Below are 18,413 nucleotides of genomic sequence, written 5' to 3' on the forward strand. Positions count from 1 at the left end.
ATTTTTAATGTTCTGGTTAAATGTGTTTAAAGATTAACTATAAAAAACATTGAAATTACTACGTGATTCGATGGTTTCGGAAGTGGTTGTTTATTGCTTGACGTTGGATTAATAATCGCCCTGAAAACTTGCGGCTCGCTCGCGCTTCGGTGAGCCGGTAAAGGAGGGGCGAATGCGATTCTGTCGTGTGATGCACCGGACGGTGCCGAACGTCTTGCTTCGTAGTCCTATCTCTGCGCTTGCCATTACCAATGCGGCTGCGCTGCTGGTCGCCAGTCCTGACGGATATGCGCAGACTGCGTTATGCGGCGTGATTCCCGCGGGGCAATACACTTCCGGCTATTTCTGTCAGCCTGCGACCGGCGTTGCTTCGAGCCTATCCACGACAGCCAATACCTCGTTCTCGACCACCGCCGGGCATGTCTTGCGCGCCACGGGCGTCGGCGCCAATGCAACGTTGAGCGTCACCGGAACGGCGATATCGACGTCGCCACCCTCGGCGTTAAACGGCCTTTACACGCAAATCACGAATCCCGGCGGGACGGCGCCGGCGTCAGACGCACGCATTGTCATCGACGGCGGCGTCAATGCCGTCACGGCCGCCGGCGCCGCACTGGATGCCGTTGCCATTGCCAACGCAACGGCCGGTTCATCTTCCGTTGTCGTCACACAGGGCACTACGCTGACGATCGATAACCGCGTGCTTGGCAACGAACATGACGGCATCGACATCAACGCCAGTGGTGGCGGTAACGCGCAGGTCACACACAGCGGTAACGGCAACATTGCGGTTGTCGGTGGCAACGGCGTCTGGGTCAAGGCGACGGGCAGCGGCAACGCGTTGGCAGAGGTGGGCAACGGCGTGACGTTCGTGGTCGACAACACCGATACGTCCTCGCAGGGCAACCATGCAGGCGTTCACACCCGGTCGGTCAACGGAAGTTCGCAGATCAACAATGCCGCGCGTGTTCAGGCGATCGGGCGAAATGCATTCGGCCTGTTTGCCGAGACGACCAGCGGCGACGTCACGATACAAAACAGCGGTTCGCTGACGACGAATGGTGTGAACGGGTTCGGCATTCGCGGCGTATCGCCCGGCGGGAGTGTGACGATCGTCAACTTGGGAAACATCGATACGTCCGGCGGCGGCGGGCACGGCATCTATGTCACCAACGGCACGACAGGCAATGGGGCCGTCTCGATCGACAATCGCGGGGCGATTTCCGTGGGCACGACCGCCGACGACACGGGCTCCCGGGCCATCAATGTGCTCTCGCAGGGCACCGGCGAGGTCTCGGTGACCGGCAATGGCGACATTCTCGTGCGAGGCAGTCCCACGGCGGGGCGCGGCTACGGGATCATCGTGAGCGCGGGAAGCGGGCATACGAGCGTGAACTACGGCGGATCCATCGAAGCGCACGGGAGCGGCGCCGGCGGCATCCGGATCGACGCCGCGACGGCGGGCAACGTCGACATCACCTACACCGGCGCGCGCATCGAGACTTTCAACTCGAACGCCAACGGCATCTATGCGACGACCGGCGCCGTGGATGGCACCGTCACCATTCGTTCTCAAGGCACCATCATCACGCATTCGGATGCCGGAGGCGGAGATGGCTCCGGCACAGGATCCTTCGGTATCCAGGGGCTGAGCAAGGGGGCCGACGTCGTGATTCAGAACACAGGCCCGCTGATCGACGTCAACGGAAGCGGTGCGGCGATTCTGGGAAGCAATGCCTATCTCGGCGGTCAGGGATTTGGCGACGTTTTCATCACCAGCACAGGAACGCTGCGCGCCCGTGGCAATCTGCAACAGGGCATTCGAACCACGACGGGCACGGGCGCACAGTTCATCGTCAACGAGGGGCCGATTCAGACGTCAGGGGCATCCGGCGCACAGGGCATCTGGGCGAATTCCTCGGGCGGCGGCACGGTGTCCGTGAGCAATGCCGGTGCCATTTCCACCGTCGGCACCGGTTCCTCCGGGATCGATGCGCAAACGACGACCGCCAGCGTGAGCGTCAATAACGCGGGGGCCATCTCGGCCGGTTGGGGAACGAGCGCCGGGATTCAGGTCAGCGGCGCTACGCAATCGGTCGCCAACGCCGGGAGCATCGGGGCGTTGAGCGACATTGCCATTCGTGGCGACGCAAGTACCGCCGGCACACGCCTGTCGGTCGACAACAGCGGGCAGATGACCGGGTTGGTCACGGCCACCGGCGCAACGACGACGCTCAACAACACCGGCACGTGGGTGCTGCGCAACTACGTCGATACCACGGGCGGCGGCCTCAGAGACACCTGGCGCGTGGCGACCAACGACTTCGGAGCGGGCGCGGGCAACGCCATCGTCAACAACGGTGTCCTGTCGCTCGCGGCACAACCGGCCACCGGCGTCACCACATTCGACGCGACTGGGGCGTATCTGCCGCTCGGCCAGCAGTTCAATATGCCCGCAGCGGGCGGTCCCGTTCAGGGCCAGTTGTTGGGTGTGAGCACCTTCACGAACGGCGGCATCGTCGACGTGAGCGGTGGCGGCAACAGCGTGGCTGGCAACGTGCTCGTGATTTCCGGCGCCCGGACCGCCGGCACCTACGGCGGCGGGCAATATGTCTCCAACGGCGGTCGTCTGATGCTCAACAGCGTGCTCAACGAAGGCGGCGCGAACAGCCATTCGGACATGCTGGTCGTCGATGCCGCGTCCACGGGCAACGGGGGTGCGACACGAATTCGTGTGAACAACGTGGGTGGCGATGGCGCGCTGACGACGGGAAACGGCATCGCCCTGGTCGACATCCTGAGCACGGCGCCATCGGCAAGCGATAGCGGCGCATTTACCCTGGACCGTCGCGTCGTGGCGGGCCCGTACGAATATCGTCTGTTCCGTGGTGCCGAAGACGGCTCAGGCACCAACGTGTGGTACCTGCGTTCGGACCGCGAACCGGATCCCGCGCCGCTCTACCGGCCGGAAATCGCGGCGTATCTGGCCAATCAGCGGCTGGCGGGGCAGATGTTCGTGCACAGTCTGCACGACCGGCTCGGCGAACCGCAGTCCGTCAACGAGCAGGGTTTCAACATGACGCGCACGGACGATGAAGCATCCGACAAACCGAAATCCGGCTGGTTGCGCATGGTCGGGCGGTGGGAGCGCTCGCAGAGCGCCAACGGGCTGTTCAATGTACGCACTAACGCGTTCCTGCTCCACGGCGGTCTCGAGTTCGCCGACTGGTCGGTGCTCAGCGAGACCGACCGGATTCACGTGGGTGGCATGCTCAGCTACGGCACGGCCAACAGCAACGCCACGGCACAGGGAAACCCGGCGCATGCACAGGGCAAGGTGGAGGGCTGGAGTCTTGGCGCCTACGCGACGTGGTACCAGAACGACGAACACAAACTTGGCGCGTACGTCGACACCTGGGCGCAAATCGGGTGGTTCAACAATCGGGTCGACGGCGACACGCTCGATGCTGCGCGCTATCACGCCGGCGGCGTCGCGGTGTCGGGCGAAGCGGGCTATGCGATTCCCCTGCGCGACGACTGGGTCGTGGAGCCTCAGGCGCAGATCATTTACATCGACTATCACGAGAACGATTTCACTGAGCCCAACGGCACGCGAATCGGCGGCGCCAACTCGTCGGGCCTCGTGACGCGACTCGGCATTCGCACGCACCGCACCTGGGTGCGTGACGATGGGCGCCGGTTTCAGCCGTATTTCACGTTCAATTGGTGGCGTACGACGACCGACAGTTCGGTCTCGTTCAACGCACTTCCGCTGGGCACCATGTACCCGCGCGATCGGTTCGAGGCGAAACTGGGGCTCAATGCCTTGTTTGGCAAGCGATGGACCGGATGGGCGAACGTGTCGGGATCGTGGGGGCAGCAGGACTACCGGCAACTCGCCGTGCGCGCGGGTGTCAAGTACACCTGGTAATGCGCCCGACGCGCGGTGTCCGACGCCGCACCCATGGCGGGCGGGTGGGGGACGGACCGCCCGAAGACCGCCTCAGGACACGTTAAACCGCCTCGACCTTGCCACCGAGCCGCTCGGCCAGCGCGCGGCGGATCGATGCGGCGATCCCCGGGGCATCGAGGCCCACGGAGGCGAGTTGCTGCGCAGGGGTCCCCTGATCGATATACGTGTCGGGCAGGCCCAGTTGCAGCACCGGCGCCAGCACGTTGTTCGCATTCAGCGCTTCGATGCATGCGGTGCCCGCGCCGCCCATCACGGCGCCTTCTTCCAGCGTCACGACAAGGTCGTGCGTGCGCGCCATGTCGAGCACCGTCGTCTCGTCGATTGGCTTCACGAAGCGCATGTTGACCACGCTGGCGTCGAAGTCGTTCGCGACCTGTTCCGCGAGCGCGACCATCGAGCCGAATGCCAGAATCGCGACGCGACGACCCGCCGGGGCGGCGCTTTGGCGACGCGTCTGCGCCCGGCCCACGGGCAGCGTGGAAAGGCCGGGCTCGGTCTTCACACCCGGGCCGGTCCCGCGCGGATAGCGCACGGCGCTCGGCCCCTCGATGCCCAGCGCCGTCTCCAACATCTGACGGCACTCGTTTTCGTCGGCTGGCGCCATGACCACCATGTTCGGCACGCAGCGCAAGTAAGCCATGTCGTAGGCGCCCGCGTGCGTCGCACCGTCCGCACCAACCAGACCGCCGCGGTCGATCGCGAAGACGACGGGCAGGTTCTGCAAGGCCACGTCGTGTATCAACTGGTCGTAGCCGCGTTGCAGGAACGTCGAGTAAATCGCCACGACCGGCCTGAGGCCTTCGGTCGCCAATCCGCCGGCGAAAGTGACGGCATGCTGCTCGGCAATGCCGACATCGTAGTAACGATCCGGGAAGCGCTTCTCGAACTCGACCAGACCGGAACCCTCTCGCATCGCCGGCGTAATGCCGACGACGCGCGGGTCTGCCGCCGCAGCGTCACACAGCCATTCGCCGAAGACCTGCGTATAAGTCTTGGCCGAGACGGTGCCCGGGGCGGCCGGACGAATGCCTTCGCTCGGGTTGAATTTGCCCGGGCCGTGATACAGCACGGGATCGGCCTCGGCAAGCTTGTAGCCGCGACCTTTGCGCGTGACGACGTGCAGGAATTGCGGGCCTCTGAGCGCCTTGATGTTCTCCAGCGCGGGGATAAGGGCGTCGAGGTCGTGACCGTCGATAGGGCCGAGGTAATTGAAGCCGAATTCCTCGAACATCGGGCCGGTCGGCGACACGATGGCCTTCGCATGTTCTTCGAGCTTGTGGGCAAGCTCGCGCATCGGCGCGGGCGCATTGCGCAGCAGCTGACGCACGCTTTCCTTGCCCGCCGAGTAAAACTGGCCGGACATCAGGCGCGTAAGGTACTGATTGAGCGCGCCCACGGGCGGCGAAATCGACATGTCGTTGTCGTTGAGCACAACGAGGAACGGCAGATCGTCATAGACGCCCGCGTTGTTCAGCGCCTCGAATGCTTCGCCTGCCGTCATCGCGCCATCGCCGATCACGGCAATCGCGTGACGCTTCTCGCCCTTGACCTTGCTGGCCAGCGCCATGCCGAGCGCGGCCGAAATCGACGTGCTCGAATGCGCCGTGCCGAACGTGTCGTAAGGCGACTCGTCGCGCTTCGGGAAGCCGGAAAGCCCTTGCCACTGACGCAACGTCGGCATCGCTTCGCGCCGGCCGGTCAGAATCTTGTGGGGGTAGGTCTGATGGCCCACGTCCCATACGATCCGGTCGTTGGGCGTGTCGAAGACGTAATGCAGCGCAATCGTCAGCTCGACGGTGCCCAGATTCGACGACAGATGCCCGCCCGTGCGCGAGACGTTCTCGAGCACGCAGGCGCGCAGTTCGTCGGCCACACGTCGCAATTCTGTGCGCGACAGTGCGCGCAGTTCGGTCGGGGAGGAGAGGCTGGCTAGCAAATCGGTCATGGCTTGGCGTGCGTCCCCGAGGCTCACTTCACCAGTCTGGCGAAGGAGGCCAGCAGGCGATCGATGTCGGCGGCGGTGAGATTGCCCATCGTGGAGATACGGAACAGTTCCTTCGACAGACCGCCCTGGCCGGCGTAGATCACGAAACCGTCGGCCTTGAGCCAGTCATGCAGACGCGGGTAGTCGACACCCGCCGGAAGCTTGTAGGCGCGCAGCACGACCGACGATTCGTTAGGCGGCAGCACGCTGTCGATGCCCAGCGCAGCCAGTCCGGCGCGCGCCTGTTCGGCGAGTGCGCCGTAGTGAGCATGACGCTTTTGCCAGCCGCCGGCGTCGTCCAGCTCACGCAGGGCCTCGACGAGCGCGTAGTAGGCCTGCACGGACGGCGTGAAGGGCGTGTTGCGCTCGGCTTGCAGCTTCGCAAGACGCGCGATGTCGAGGTAGTAGGTGCGGCTGTGCGCTTTGGCAAGGGCGTCTTTGCGCACGAGCACGAACGATACGCCCGGCACGCCGTGCACGCACTTGTTGGCCGTCGCGGCGACCGCCACGATGCCCGAATCGTTGAAATCGATGGCCTCGGCGGCGAAGCTGCTCACGCCGTCGACCAGCAGGTCGATGCCGCGTTCGCGGCAGGCGCTGGCAATGCCCGTCAGGTCGTTCAGGCGGCCCGTCGTGGTTTCGTGATGGATGATCGCCACGTTGGTGTACGGGCGCTTACCCGCCGCATCCGCCGCGTCGAGCTTGGCGACGATCTGCGCCAGGTCGGGCGCTTGCATCCACTCGAAATGAATGACGTCGTGATCGATACGGTACTGCTTGGCGATCTGCGAGATGCGTTCGCCATACACGCCGTTCTCGACGATCAGCAGGCGACCGTTCTCCGGCACGAGGCCGGCGGTCATGCTCTCGACCGCCGCCGTGCCCGAACCGGTCATGAGCACCGGCGTCCATACGGCCGGATCCAGGCCGTAGACGGCGGTTAGCCGTGCGCGGGCTTCGTCTTGCAGGTCGAAGAATTCAGGCTCGCGGTGGCAGAGATCGGGTTGCAGCAGGCTCTTGCGAACGCGCTCGGTCAGCGTAACGGGGCCCGGATTCAATAACAGCATGGCGAAGCTTCCTCGGCAGATGTCGTTCAAAGGGAAAGGGGGCGCTCAGGCCTGCGCCTGAGCGTGTTGTGCAATGTGGGCCATCAGACGCGATTTGACGGCTTCCGGCGTGACGCTCGGACGTGGCAGGCCGTCGGGCGTGCCTGGACGCGTGCTCAGGCAGGCGAAGCGGGGGCCGTCGTTCAGGCTGGCGCTGCGGCCGTCGAACAGTTGCTCGATGACATCGAGCGTGTCGCCTTCGAGCGCAAGGGCATACCCGCTCGCCGCGGCCACCCCGGCGAACGACACCGTCGGTGAAACCGTGGCTTGCGCGCCGGTCGAATCATGCGACGCGTTGTCGAGCAGCAGGTGCACGAGGTTCGACGGACCGTAAGCGCCCAAGGTGGCGAACGCGCCCATGCGCATGAGCGCAGCGCCGTCACCGTCGAGCGCGACCACGCGCAGGTCGGGACGTGCGAGTGCCAGGCCCAGCGCGAGCGTCGTGACGCATCCCATCGAGCCCACCATGTAAAGCTGGTTGGCGCGGTCGTCGAGCGCGTAGAGTTCGCGTCCACAGAAGCCGGTGGAGGCCAGCACCACGGTGCCGTCGAGCGGCGTATGCGCGATGACGCGGGTAAGGGCGTCGCGCCGCGTGGGCATCTCCGATGGCGCGACACCGCGCATGAGGGATACCGGCGCGGGCTGCGCCGGTCGCGTCGGGCGCTCGGCCGGTTGCAACGGGAACGGCGCCACGCTGCCTTTTTGCATCACGAGTGCGTAGGGGCGACCGGTCTCGTCCATGTGACGCACCGCTCGCGCCAGCGCCGGACCGATGGCGGCCGGCTCGGTCGGGAACAACTCCCACGGCACTTCCATGAGGTCGAGCATCGCCGGGGTGATCGGTCCCATGAGCGCATGTTGCGGCTCATCGGTGATGCCCGGCTGGCCGCGCCACGTCACGATCAGCAACTGGGGCAGACGAAAGGTCCACGTGAGCGACGTGAGCGGGCTCACGGCATTGCCGAGTCCCGAGTTCTGCATCATCGTCACCGCGCGTGCGCGACTGCCAACGCCTGCCGTGACGCCGGCCGCGATGGCGACGGCGTCGCCCTCGTTGGCGGCCGACAGATAGTGCAGGGTCGGGTCTTGCAGCACGTAGTTGATGAACGGCGTGAGAAACGAGCACGGCACGCCGGTGTACCAGATGAAGCCGTGCTCGCGCGCGGCTTCGACGAACTGTCCTGCCTCAATCACCTTGCGTCTCCGGAGCAACACCGGCCAGCGGCGTCTGACCATGGGCGAAGTCCGCCGCACGGCGGAACTCTTCCATGTCGTTCACACCGCGCCAGTGACCATGCACGTACTGCACTTCGATGTTGGCGCCATCGGCCGCCAGCGCGTTGATCAGCTCCGGCATGCCAAGCTGGTCGAAGTCGGCGCGCGTCTGCAAGGCGGCGAAAACACGTTGCAGTTGGGCACGGCCGGCCTCGCCGCGTACGCCCAGCAGGCCGATCCAGCGGCCGTTCGGGGCGCGTCCGGCGTCAGCACTGTCGCCGCTGATCTTCTCGAGCCGCACTTGCTGGCCGAACAGGCCGCGATCGTCGCCCGACGAGCAGTACGCAAAGTCGCGCACGCTGGCGTTGGCCGCATTGGCCGCTGGTGCCGCGGTGGAGTCGACCACAACGGTGAAGTCGGCGTCGCTCTCGACCAGATCGCGCACGATGTAGCTGCGGAACAGCAAGTCGCCGTATGAAATCACGGTGTCTTGTGTGAAGGCGTTGGCCACGCGAGCGAGCGAGGCCAGCTCACCCGTCTCGGCGTGCCGCTCGTTGATCGCGAGCGTGATGCCGGCCGTGTCGATGGCGTCGGCGCGATAGCCGCCAACGACGGTGATGTCGTTCACATTCTGCTTCTTGAAGCCGTCCACCAGCCAGCGCAGCAGCGGTTTGCCGGCGACCGGCAACATGACCTTCGGACGGTCGGTCGTCACGCTTTCGAGGTTCTTGCCGCGGCTCGCCGCGAGCACGATGGCCGAGCGCGGCGCGTTGGCGGCAGACAGGTAGCGGTCTTCGGCCTGGGTGTACTCGTCCGCGTCCTGCAGGCGGAAGATCTCGTCGACGGTCGCAATGCGATCTTCGACGTTCACGAGCGTTTCGTTGCGATAAATCTCGGCGGCCACGTTCTGCATGGCCGAGGTGGCTGCGCGCAGGAGGTGGTTCGCCCAGATCACGAGGCTGATGCCGGCTTCGCGGAACACGTCGGTCGGCGTGCTGTAGTACTTCGTCGGCACGATCACGAGCGGGCAGCGATTGTCCCATTCGCGCGCGAACTGCACGATTTCGTCGGCACGCTTGAGCTTGCTGTGGATCAGGATTGCGTCGGCGCCGGCCTGACGATAGGCCTCGGCACGGCGCAGCGCTTCTTCCATGCCCCACCCGGCGATCAGCGCTTCGACGCGCGCGACGATCGAGAAATCGTCATCCGCCTGCGAGTCCTTGCCCGCCTTGATCTTGCCGCAGAACTCATCGATGTCGGCCAGCGGCTGACGCTCGCCTCCGATGAAACTGTTCGTCTTCGGGAAGACCTTGTCCTCGATACACACGCCGGCAATACCGCGTTGCTCCAGCTTGCGCACCAGGCGTCGCATGTTGTTGAAGTTGCCGTAACCGGTGTCGCCGTCGAGCAGGATCGGCAGATCGCTGGCGTCGGCCATGAATTCGAGGTTGTCGACGACCTGTGTCCAGCTGGCTTCGTTGTTGTCGCGAACGCCGAACTGCGCCGAGATGGTCAGGCCGGACGCCCAGATGCCCTTGAAGCCGGCTTCGCGCACGATGCGTGCGGAAATGCCGTTGTGGGCTTCCATCAGGAATTCGAGCTGGTTGCTGCGCAGCATGGCGCGCAGCTGCGCCGCGCGTGTCGCGCTCGGCGGGAGGGAGAATGCGTCGGGAGCGTTCATTCGGACACCATCGTGAGCGGTTCAAGTTGCGGCAGCACTTCCTCGGCAGCACGCTTCACATCTTCAGGGTAGTCGATTTCGATCCACGGGAAACCCGTGACATCCGCCGTTTCGAATTGCGCGCCGCGCTCGAGCAGCAGGTCGCGCACCGCTTCTTCGTGCGGCATCTTGGCGCGGCCCGATTCGACGTAATCGCGTGTGATCTCGGCCAGACGTGTGGCCGTGGCCTCGTTGAACCGGAAGAAGCCGACGGATTCCCCTACGGTGTCGTATTCCAGGCCGACCATGACCTGTTTGCGCAACTCGACGGGCACGCCATCGCGCAGGCACAACTTGACCGGCTCGTCGCCCACTTCGAAATCGCGGTCGATCAGCAGGCGGTTCGCGGTCTTGCCCGCAACGAGCGCGTTGAAAATGCGCTGGTCGTACAGCACGTCGGCGTCCATGACGAGCACGTCGCCCCCGGCGGTCATCGCTTCGGCCGTGACATGCAGCGTCAGCACGCTGCCCAGGTTGAATTCCGGGTTGAGGTAGATCTTGGGGCGCGGCGTCCAGTCAAGACGGTCGAGTTCCCGGCTGACTTGCTCGTGATGAAAACCGAGCGCGAGCACGACGTCCGTGATGCCGGCCGCGGCCAACATGCGAAGGTGGCGCTCGAGCAGCGACATGCCGTCGAACTTCAACAGGCACTTGGGCGACTGCTGGTCTTCGGGCTGGAGCAAACGCAGGCCCATGCCTGCTGCGAGAATAATGGCCCGCATGGTCGATTTCCTTCTTTAGAGCGGTGCAGTATCCGTGGCGGTCGGCAGCGACACGCTTTGTTGCGCGGCGCGTTGGCGGCGCCAGCCACGTTCGGAGAAATGCAGATAGACGAGACCCGGCACGCCGAGCAGCAGCTCGCGCGTACGCTTGGCCAGCGACAGGGCAAGCGCGGCGTCGGCCGGCAAACCCACGAGCGGGGCGAGCAGCAGATAGCCGCCTTCCTGCACGCCGAGCGAGCCCGGCACGAAGAAAGCAGCGCCGCGAATCGCTTGCCCGAGACTTTCGAGCAGCAGGGCGTCGACCCAGCTCACCGGATGCCCGATGAATTGCAGGATCAGCCAGACCTCGGCGGTGCCGACGATCCAGCCCACGAGACTCAGCGCGAAGCTGGCCAGTACCTGACGGCGATGGCCGTACATGCGCTGCACGATGTCATCGACGGCGTCGGCACGATCGAGCAACGACGACCAGTCCCGCTTGGACGACATCTTCGAGAGCATGCGAAACGCCCAGCCGAAAATGCCTCGCCGCTGCGCGACATAGAACGCGTATAGCAGGACGGAGACGAGCGCCGTGGCGAGCAGCATCGGCAGCCACAGGCTGTCGCCTGCGCTGTGCGACGCACCGATGCCGAACACGGCCAGACCGAGCAGCGCAAAGACGATCTGCGCCACGGCTTGCAGCGTGGTGCTCACAGTGATGGCGGCGGCGGCCTCACGACCGGCCATGCCGCGCTGCTTCATCTGGCGCACCATCGCGATCGGCCCGCCGATCTGGCCGGCAGGCAGCAGGCTGTTGACTGACTCGCCGACCCAGCGGGTGAGCGTGGCGCGCCCGAGCGTACATGACTTCGACACCAGGACCTGAATGGCGGCCGCATCGAGCACCAGCGGCACGAGGTGGAAGGCGGCGATAGGCAGCAGGCCCCAGCCGGCCACAGCCAGCGTGGACATCACCGAGCCCGTGCCCTGCCAGATCAGCAGGGCGACGAAAAGGGCGAAACCGAGGGTGAGTGAGACGATAGCGGTCCGGTTCATTTAGCGTTTCGTCCGTCCCAGAACCTGACGAAACACTTGCCGGAAACCGAAATAGGCGATGGCGTCCTTCATATTCGAAATGAAGCGCTGCCAGGCGCCCATGCGCGGGTCGGTCACATACTCGAACGTGAGCGAGATGCGCTCCTCGTTGTCGCCGAGCGGCGTGATCCGATGATGCAGTTTGTCCCCGTCGAAGAACACCAGCGCGCCCGGCGGATAGGCCACGGCGCCATCGACTTGCGGCACGCCCGGATTGCGCGTGTGGAGCCGATACTCAAGCTTGCAGCTCGATTGATCCACTACGCCGAGCAGCAGCGTGTAGCGGCGCCCCTTGTAGTAGGAGGTGTCATAGTGCCAGCCGATGTGATCGCCCGGGCGCGTGTAGTAATACAGCGCGTACGCGTGCGGGTCGTCCTGCGGCGAAGGCAGCAGCTTCTCGCCGGCCAGACGCTCGAGAAATCGCATCAGGGCGGGCGAGCGGTACAACTCGGCCACGAACGGGGCAAGCTCGTCGAGCGTATGGCGGCTCACGCTGCCCCCCTGCTTGTGCCCGGGCAGATAATTCCGGTTCACGTTGGGCGTGACCGCGCGCGCTGCGGCGATCAGTTGCGCCGTGACGGACGCCGGCAGGAACTTCTCCATATAGACGAAGGCGTCCTGCGACTTGAATTCGCGCGTCACGCCATCGACGTCGATGGCATCGAGCGCGCGTTCGATTTCAGCGTCGGCAGCGAAGGCGGCGGGGGCCATCGGCTCGATGGCGTTGGCGTGCTGCGTGGCGTCCGCCGCGTCGGCCTTGACGGCGGGCGCGGGAGGCGTCGGGAGCGTGGGGAGCGGGCGGCGCATCACGCGTACGTAATCCGCGATCACCAGCAGCGCGAACAGCGGCGCGCCGATCGCGGCCGCGATCAGGAACCCGCGCGTGCCGTCGAACAGGGTGACAAGCGGCATCAGATACAGGACATCTTCCGTTTCGAAACCGCCGACGGCGGCCTGCTTCGTTCCCGCCTTGCCCACGCGATCCTCGATGCGCATGCGCAGGAAGAAAATCAGCGCGACGGCGACACCGGCGATCCAGCCCAGCGTCGAAGCCGACAACGGCACGGGCAGCGGAAATTGACCGGGCGCGGCAGCGGCAACGCCCATGCCGATGCCGCCGAACAGCAGCACGGTCACGAGGGCGTCGGAAGCCAGGTCGTACAGGTGACCGATACGGCTCGTCTTGCCGCTGATGCGGGCAAGCTCGCCATCCGTATGGTCGATGAAGTTCGAGAGCACGAGCAGGATGGCGCCCAGGTTGGCCATCGCGTAATTGCCCTGCGCGAATGCCCACGTGCACGCCAGTCCGACGATCAGGCGGACGGTCGTGAGGTGGTTCGGCGTGACCGGCGTATTGACGAGCGGCGTAACGAGCCAACGGGCGAGGCGTGCGTCATATTGACGCGGGCGCGCCGGCGCCGGACGTACGGTTTTGCTAGTGGCCGGCGCAGCAACTGGCGCCGAAATGACTTTCGGTATCGTTTCCATGAGGGGGGAATATATACCCATAAGGCGGTAATGTGCAGTGCACTTAAAACACCTGTCTTTACCGCGACAACCTTGGTGATTCAGGGCATTGACGCGCGAGAAAACCTCGCGCCGCGCTGCGAGCTGACGGCTCCGAAGTCCCCGCCGTCTGCCCCTGTTTGAAGGCTAGTTGATAGGCGTTCCGAGTTCGCGATTATATTCCGCAATAGACCATTTCGCTTTCGCGCCGCCCAGCGTCGTTTTTGGCGCACGGGCCACCGCCCGATGCCGCAGGGTTCGCGCGTTTTACCCCAAAAAACGACTTTTGGTCGGTATAGCGGGGTTCGGGTGTTGCGCGGATAATGGCGGTCCCGTTTGCCATTTTGCGGCGTTGTCCGACCGCACTTCTCCCAATGTCCCAAACCCTTGCCATTCTCACCGGCGCCTCTCGTGGCCTCGGCGCAGCGCTCGCGCGCGGATTGCTCACGCCGGGCACCCATCTCGTGACGCTGGCGCGCCGCACGGACGACGAGCTTGCCGCGCTCGCCAGCGCACAGGGCGTCACGCTTGAGCAGGTCGCTGTCGATCTGGCCGACACGCAAGCCGCCGCGCAGAGCGCCGAGCGCATTTTTGCCTCGCTGCCGCGCGGCGCGACCCGCTACCTGCTGATCAATAATGCCGGCACGGTCAACCCGGTCGCCAATGCCGCAGCATTGACGGACCCGGCGGCCATCGGCGCCGCCTTCGCGCTGAACGTGACGTCCGTCATGCTGCTCACGGCACGCTTTCTCGCTGCGACGCAGGGACTTGCCGCCAAGCGCCAGATCGTGAATATCTCGTCGGGCGCCGGACGCAATCCGAATGCGGGCTGGGCGGTCTATTGCTCGACCAAGGCCGCACTGGATATGTATACGCGCGTGGTCAACGCGGAGCATCGCGAGCACGGCGTGCAGGCTGTCTCGCTTGCCCCCGGCGTGGTCGATACGGGCATGCAGGAGACGATCCGCAGCAGCAGCGTCGAGAGTTTCCCGGCGCTGGCGCGGTTTCAGGCGCTCAAGTCGAGTGGCCAGCTCGCGTCGCCGGAAGATGTCGCCCGTCGCATTCTGGCGCTCACCGAGCGTGACGACTTCGGCCAGACCGAAATCGACGACATTCGCCATTACGCGTAAAAAAACACCGGTCGGCGTATTCGCCGGCCGGTGCCCGCGCTTTCGGACGCTGCGGTGTCGCGCTGTCTGTCGCATCCGATGTGACGGATGCGACCAGTGCGACCAGCGCGCCCGTGCGCTTATTGCTCCGTGCTGGTAATGAAAACGCTGCCGTTGCGCTCCGGCGCGTACAAGATCAGTGTGGGCGCGTGAATGTCGAAGGCGCGCTCGCAGGCCTCTCCGAAGGAATCGAACTGCACGGCCCAGGCGCCGTTGCGCACGTAACAGTGCGTGATGGTGTCGGTGCGCCGATCGAACTCCTGCCCCAGAAACACGCCTTGCGTGTAACACCAGACGACGAATCCGTGAAAGTCGGCTTGCTCCGGCGCGCGAAAAACGCGCCAGCGGGCATCGTCCCGTCCGGCTTGACGCGCCGTCGCGCCCGCTGCCCAACGTTCGAAACCGTCGTGTCGTTTGCGTTGCTCCATGTCGTCGTACCCCCTATGGGTGAACCGCCCTCCGGGTGCCGAAATTCGACATCCCCGGGCGCGTTTTCATAGTCGGAATTTGTTCCCGGCATTTCTATCAGGCAATTCCGAAAGACAGCCGGGAATTTCTCCAAAGGAACAACGGGCGTGGCAAAAAGCGGGACGTGATTCGGACGATAAAGGGGCGCACCGGCGTGCCGCGCGACATCCCGTCAGTCGTAGTGAATCGCCAGCCAGACGGTGGTTTCGCCCTGCGCGGTCCACGCAACACGATGGCGTCGGCCCGCGTCGATCGTGACGGTGTCGCCGGGACGCATGACAAGCGTCTGACCCGGCGTGTCCTCGAAGGCCAGCCCGGCCGCGCCGCTCAGCAGCGCGACCCATTCGTGCTGAGGTTGGTCGTACCAGAAGCCGGAGGGCGAGGCCTGTCCCGTCGAGACGATGCGCTCGACGCGCATGCCCGGGCGCGCAATCAGCGTGTCGAACTGCTCGGCGGCCGCCGGATAGGGGCGTGGCGGCAAGCCGGCAAAAAGATTCGCTTGGGGCAGCAGCGGTTTATCCATACGGTGCAAACGTGCTTCTTTCATGGGTGGACAGAAAGCATACATGGGCTGCCCCTGGCGTAGTCGTCCAGATCAGTCGTCCAGATTTTCGTGCACGGCCGCGTCGCCACGACGCCAGTAAGCCGCCGCCTTGACCCACTTGGGGTTGAGTCCGCGCGTCTCGATGAGGTGACGTCGAACGGCCTTCGCCACGCCGGCCTCCGCGGCAACCCAGGCGTGCAGATCGCCGGAGGGCAGAGTGGCGACCTCGAGTGCGTCGATCAGGGCGGTGCTTTGTCCGGCCGGGGTGCCTTCGCGGTAGATCCATTCCACAACGACGTCGGCTTCGCTCGCGAAGCGCAGACGATCCGCCGGGCCATCGACTTCCGCGAAGACGAAGACGAGCGCCCCGGCCGGCAGTTCGGCCAGACGCCGCGAAATGGCGGGCAGCGCCGTATCGTCACCGATCAGAACGTAACCGTCGAAGTTCATGGGGATGATGAACGAGCCGCGCGGTCCACCGACACCGAGCTTGTCACCCGGTTTTGCCGAGCGCGCCCACGCGGTGGCAGGGCCGGATTCGTGCATAGCAAAGTCGATGACGAGCGTTCTGGTCTCGGCGTCGAACCGGCGCGGCGTATAGTCCCGCATCAGTCGCGGGGCTTCGCCCGGCGCTGGTTTCGCAATCCCTTCGGGGCCGATACGCGGCACGCTCAGCTCGCCGGTTTCCGGATTAGGGAAGAAGAGTTTGACGTGATCGTCGAAGCCGGGACTGTTGAAACCCTCCAGGTCATCGCCGCCAAGGGTCACGCGCAGCATGTTCTGCGTGAGTGCGTCGACGCTGCGCACTTCCAGCACACGCAAGCGAAGTTCGTGGCGTACGCGTTGTGGCGTGCGATCGGGGGTGACGTTCGGTGCAGCGTTGTCTTGCATCAGAGTCGCTCCAGTTGCTGTGCTGCCGCGTCGAGAATCGCGGCGAACGCGTTGGCCTGTTCGGTGGTGAGCGGCTCGCCGCCCAGCCGCAAATGCACCGCGTATTTGAAGTTATGCAGCGCACGCATGACTTGCGGCGGCATGTCTTCCGAGCGCTCGCGACGGCTCGCGAGTCGTGCCAGCAGTTCGGTCACGGCATCCTCGTTCTCGGCCAGATACTCGCGGCCGGCGTCGGTGATTTCGTACGACTTGCGCTGGCTGTCGCCAGTGTTTTCCTGCACACGGATGTAGCCCATTTCTTCGAGCAGCGTGAGTGTGGGATAGACCACGCCGGCGCTCGGGCTGTACGTTCCGTTCACGCTTTCCTCGATGGCTTTGATGAGTTCATAACCGTGGCGCGGTTGCTGTGCGATCAGATGCAACAGCACGAGGCGCAGGCCGCCATGGCTGAAAAGTCGACCACCACCCCGTCCCCCTCGGCCGCCGCGCTCTCCACGCTCTGCACGCTCCGAGGGGCCCTCGTCGCCACGTCCGAACCGACCTTCTCCGAACCCTTCATGTCCGCCGCGCCGCCCATGACGCCCTCCGCGTCGTTCGTCGCCAAAATCCATTCTGTCGAGGTCCAGCGGGCCTCGGCCCATGAAATCGCCACGTGATCCACGCATGATGCGACTCCCTATCGATGTAGTTAAGACGTGTTTACGATATATCTAAATTGCATCGAAAGCAAAACTATTTTTACGTTGATCCGAAAAGTCGAGGGGAAATGACCGTGGGATAAGGGGTTCGACGCGCCTGGCGCCGTGTGGCTGGTATATCGAAACTGTCGAAAAACTATATCGAAATGTGCAATTCGACAGGAAGCACGCAGCGGCGCAGGCGCGCGGAGAAGCGTGGCAAGTGCGGCAAGTGCGGGAAGCACCGCCGCCGGCGGAATGACGTTGGCGAAGCGAGCGACGATCGCGTAGGAAGCCCGGGCAACGCAGTGGCCGATGATGGAGGCCGATGAAGGTGCTGGATAGCGAAGCCCGCCGCGCGCCGCAGAGGCTCGCGCGGCGATTCGATGCTTACTGCAGCGACGGCAAATCCGTCTGAAGCCACTTGCGATAGCGCTTGTTCAACTCGCCGTTGGCGGTATTGCGCGTGACGAAGTCGTTCACGCTGGCCAGCAGTTCGGGTTGGTTCGGGCGCATCGCAATACCCATTGCCTGTTGCAACAGGTTGAACTTGGGCTCGAACTGACCCGGTGCGCGTGTGTTGATGACGTTCGCGACCGTCACCGAGCAACCGATGGCATCGACCTGACCGGAGAGGAGCGCCTGCATGGCGGCGGCATCGTCATCGAAGCGGCGAATTTCGGTGCCTTCAGGGGCGGTTTTCGTGACGGCGGTGTCTTGCGTGCTCGCACGCGCGACGCTCACGCGAAGTCCTTTCAGATCGGCCGCCGACTTGATGGAAGTCCCTTTCTTGCCCAGCAGAAGAATCGTCGCGGCCGCATACGGTTTGGAAAATTGCACCTGTTTGGCGCGCTCGGGCGTGATCGCAAGCGACGCGACGAGCACGTCGACCTTGCCGGAAAGCAGATAGGGAATACGGTTCGGCCCAGTGACGGGCACGAGGTTGAGCTTCACACCCAGATCGCTGGCGAGCAGCCTGGCGACGTCGGCGTCATAGCCATCGGGCTGCGCCTGCGCGTTGGTCGTGCCATACGGCGGAAAGTCGATCAGCATGCCGACATTGAGCGTGCCCTTCTTCTTGATGTCCGCGACCGTTTGCGCGTGTGCGGGCGTGACGAACAGAGACGCGGTGCTCGTGAGCAGGCTGCCAAGCGTGCCGCCCAATGAGCCGACGAATCCGGCAGGCATCGCGGCAACGCCGAGCGTGGCGAGGAAATCGCGTCGGGACTGGCCCCTGGCGTTACCTGATGGCATCGAGCGTTCGGCGGGGTGATTCGACGACGACTCGACGTGAGCCGGGTGACGCGAAGACTTGCGTGTCATGCGGAATCTCCTGTGTTCGCGAAGACGTCGTCAGTGGC

Annotated in this window: 15 protein-coding genes and 1 pseudogene; 3 read left to right on the forward strand and 13 right to left on the reverse strand. The window is 64.6% G+C overall.

Translation table 11 applies throughout. The features are described from left to right. Window positions 1-172 precede the first annotated feature (172 nt). Complete coding sequence (locus UC34_RS07345; protein ID WP_052810933.1) at window positions 173-3,931, forward strand: autotransporter outer membrane beta-barrel domain-containing protein; 3,759 nt, start codon at window positions 173-175, stop codon at window positions 3,929-3,931. 82 nt (window positions 3,932-4,013) lie between these two features. Here the strand turns inward: UC34_RS07345 and dxs are convergent, their stop codons facing one another. The 8 genes and pseudogenes from dxs to UC34_RS26115 form a co-directional block, all read right to left on the reverse strand. Then, complete coding sequence (gene dxs / locus UC34_RS07350; protein WP_044455007.1) at window positions 4,014-5,918, reverse strand: 1-deoxy-D-xylulose-5-phosphate synthase; 1,905 nt, start codon at window positions 5,916-5,918, stop codon at window positions 4,014-4,016. Window positions 5,919-5,941: 23 nt separating this feature from the next. After that, window positions 5,942-7,024 (reverse strand): 2-aminoethylphosphonate aminotransferase, encoded by a 1,083-nt coding sequence (locus UC34_RS07355; RefSeq protein WP_044455009.1) that lies wholly within the window; start codon window positions 7,022-7,024, stop codon window positions 5,942-5,944. Between the two features lie 45 nt (window positions 7,025-7,069). Continuing rightward, complete coding sequence (gene aepY / locus UC34_RS07360) at window positions 7,070-8,257, reverse strand: phosphonopyruvate decarboxylase (protein WP_044455011.1); 1,188 nt, start codon at window positions 8,255-8,257, stop codon at window positions 7,070-7,072. Further along, the gene (gene aepX / locus UC34_RS07365) at window positions 8,250-9,959 is read right to left on the reverse strand and encodes a phosphoenolpyruvate mutase (protein WP_044455013.1); all 1,710 of its coding nucleotides are present in this window, start codon (window positions 9,957-9,959) and stop codon (window positions 8,250-8,252) included. The genes aepY and aepX overlap by 8 nt, the downstream gene beginning before the upstream one ends. Beyond that, window positions 9,956-10,720: a phosphocholine cytidylyltransferase family protein gene (locus UC34_RS07370; RefSeq protein ID WP_044455015.1), complete on the reverse strand. Its 765-nt coding sequence runs from the start codon at window positions 10,718-10,720 to the stop codon at window positions 9,956-9,958. Before UC34_RS07370 ends, aepX begins: the two co-directional genes overlap by 4 nt. A gap of 15 nt (window positions 10,721-10,735) precedes the next feature. After that, entirely contained in the window at window positions 10,736-11,758 is a 1,023-nt protein-coding gene (locus UC34_RS07375) for a flippase-like domain-containing protein (RefSeq protein ID WP_044455017.1), read from the reverse strand. Then, window positions 11,759-12,508 carry a HalD/BesD family halogenase gene (locus UC34_RS07380; RefSeq protein ID WP_044457873.1) on the reverse strand — a complete coding sequence of 250 codons (750 nt, stop codon included), beginning with the start codon at window positions 12,506-12,508 and terminating at the stop codon, window positions 11,759-11,761. Between the two features lie 66 nt (window positions 12,509-12,574). Next, a pseudogene (locus tag UC34_RS26115) lies at window positions 12,575-13,264 on the reverse strand (CDP-alcohol phosphatidyltransferase family protein); the annotation flags it as partial. Between the two features lie 413 nt (window positions 13,265-13,677). Here UC34_RS26115 and UC34_RS07390 point away from each other — a divergent pair. After that, a complete protein-coding gene (locus tag UC34_RS07390) occupies window positions 13,678-14,433 on the forward strand; it encodes an SDR family oxidoreductase (protein WP_044455019.1) in 756 nt (251 codons plus the stop codon). Window positions 14,434-14,552: 119 nt separating this feature from the next. On the opposite strand, the gene UC34_RS07395 is transcribed toward UC34_RS07390, so the two are convergent. The 4 genes from UC34_RS07395 to UC34_RS25785 all read right to left on the reverse strand — a co-directional run bounded on the left by UC34_RS07395 (window position 14,553) and on the right by UC34_RS25785 (window position 16,803). Continuing rightward, the gene (locus tag UC34_RS07395) at window positions 14,553-14,900 is read right to left on the reverse strand and encodes a hypothetical protein (RefSeq protein WP_044455021.1); all 348 of its coding nucleotides are present in this window, start codon (window positions 14,898-14,900) and stop codon (window positions 14,553-14,555) included. A 212-nt stretch (window positions 14,901-15,112) separates the two neighbouring features. Then, window positions 15,113-15,463: a cupin domain-containing protein gene (locus UC34_RS07400; protein ID WP_044455023.1), complete on the reverse strand. Its 351-nt coding sequence runs from the start codon at window positions 15,461-15,463 to the stop codon at window positions 15,113-15,115. A 72-nt stretch (window positions 15,464-15,535) separates the two neighbouring features. Continuing rightward, window positions 15,536-16,375, reverse strand: coding sequence for a siderophore-interacting protein (locus UC34_RS07405; RefSeq protein WP_044455025.1), 840 nt, complete (start codon window positions 16,373-16,375; stop codon window positions 15,536-15,538). Continuing rightward, window positions 16,375-16,803 carry a PadR family transcriptional regulator gene (locus UC34_RS25785; RefSeq protein ID WP_237165265.1) on the reverse strand — a complete coding sequence of 143 codons (429 nt, stop codon included), beginning with the start codon at window positions 16,801-16,803 and terminating at the stop codon, window positions 16,375-16,377. The genes UC34_RS07405 and UC34_RS25785 overlap by 1 nt, the downstream gene beginning before the upstream one ends. A gap of 15 nt (window positions 16,804-16,818) precedes the next feature. Between UC34_RS25785 and UC34_RS25790 the strand changes: the two genes are divergently transcribed. After that, window positions 16,819-17,031, forward strand: coding sequence for a hypothetical protein (locus UC34_RS25790; RefSeq protein ID WP_237165266.1), 213 nt, complete (start codon window positions 16,819-16,821; stop codon window positions 17,029-17,031). Window positions 17,032-17,442: 411 nt separating this feature from the next. Here the strand turns inward: UC34_RS25790 and UC34_RS07415 are convergent, their stop codons facing one another. Then, window positions 17,443-18,240: a transporter substrate-binding domain-containing protein gene (locus tag UC34_RS07415; RefSeq protein WP_044457874.1), complete on the reverse strand. Its 798-nt coding sequence runs from the start codon at window positions 18,238-18,240 to the stop codon at window positions 17,443-17,445. Window positions 18,241-18,413: the final 173 nt, after the last annotated feature.

It is taken from the genome of Pandoraea vervacti, from assembly GCF_000934605.2.
In the GTDB taxonomy this organism is placed as follows: Bacteria; Pseudomonadota; Gammaproteobacteria; order Burkholderiales; family Burkholderiaceae; genus Pandoraea; species Pandoraea vervacti.

What these genes read in the sequence shown, in the direction of transcription:
- UC34_RS07345 (WP_052810933.1), top strand. Translation starts at nt 173, where the DNA reads ATGCGATTCTGTCGTGTGATGCACCGGACGGTGCCGAACGTCTTGCTT.
- UC34_RS07405 (WP_044455025.1), bottom strand. Translation starts at nt 16,375, where the DNA reads ATGCAAGACAACGCTGCACCGAACGTCACCCCCGATCGCACGCCACAA.
- UC34_RS25790 (WP_237165266.1), top strand. Translation starts at nt 16,819, where the DNA reads ATGGCTGAAAAGTCGACCACCACCCCGTCCCCCTCGGCCGCCGCGCTC.
- UC34_RS07400 (WP_044455023.1), bottom strand. Translation starts at nt 15,463, where the DNA reads ATGGATAAACCGCTGCTGCCCCAAGCGAATCTTTTTGCCGGCTTGCCG.
- UC34_RS07355 (WP_044455009.1), bottom strand. Translation starts at nt 7,024, where the DNA reads ATGCTGTTATTGAATCCGGGCCCCGTTACGCTGACCGAGCGCGTTCGC.
- UC34_RS07415 (WP_044457874.1), bottom strand. Translation starts at nt 18,240, where the DNA reads ATGCCTGCCGGATTCGTCGGCTCATTGGGCGGCACGCTTGGCAGCCTG.
- UC34_RS07370 (WP_044455015.1), bottom strand. Translation starts at nt 10,720, where the DNA reads ATGCGGGCCATTATTCTCGCAGCAGGCATGGGCCTGCGTTTGCTCCAG.
- UC34_RS07375 (WP_044455017.1), bottom strand. Translation starts at nt 11,758, where the DNA reads ATGAACCGGACCGCTATCGTCTCACTCACCCTCGGTTTCGCCCTTTTC.
- UC34_RS07390 (WP_044455019.1), top strand. Translation starts at nt 13,678, where the DNA reads ATGTCCCAAACCCTTGCCATTCTCACCGGCGCCTCTCGTGGCCTCGGC.
- UC34_RS07395 (WP_044455021.1), bottom strand. Translation starts at nt 14,900, where the DNA reads ATGGAGCAACGCAAACGACACGACGGTTTCGAACGTTGGGCAGCGGGC.
- UC34_RS07380 (WP_044457873.1), bottom strand. Translation starts at nt 12,508, where the DNA reads ATGGCCCCCGCCGCCTTCGCTGCCGACGCTGAAATCGAACGCGCGCTC.
- dxs (WP_044455007.1), bottom strand. Translation starts at nt 5,918, where the DNA reads ATGACCGATTTGCTAGCCAGCCTCTCCTCCCCGACCGAACTGCGCGCA.
- aepX (WP_044455013.1), bottom strand. Translation starts at nt 9,959, where the DNA reads ATGAACGCTCCCGACGCATTCTCCCTCCCGCCGAGCGCGACACGCGCG.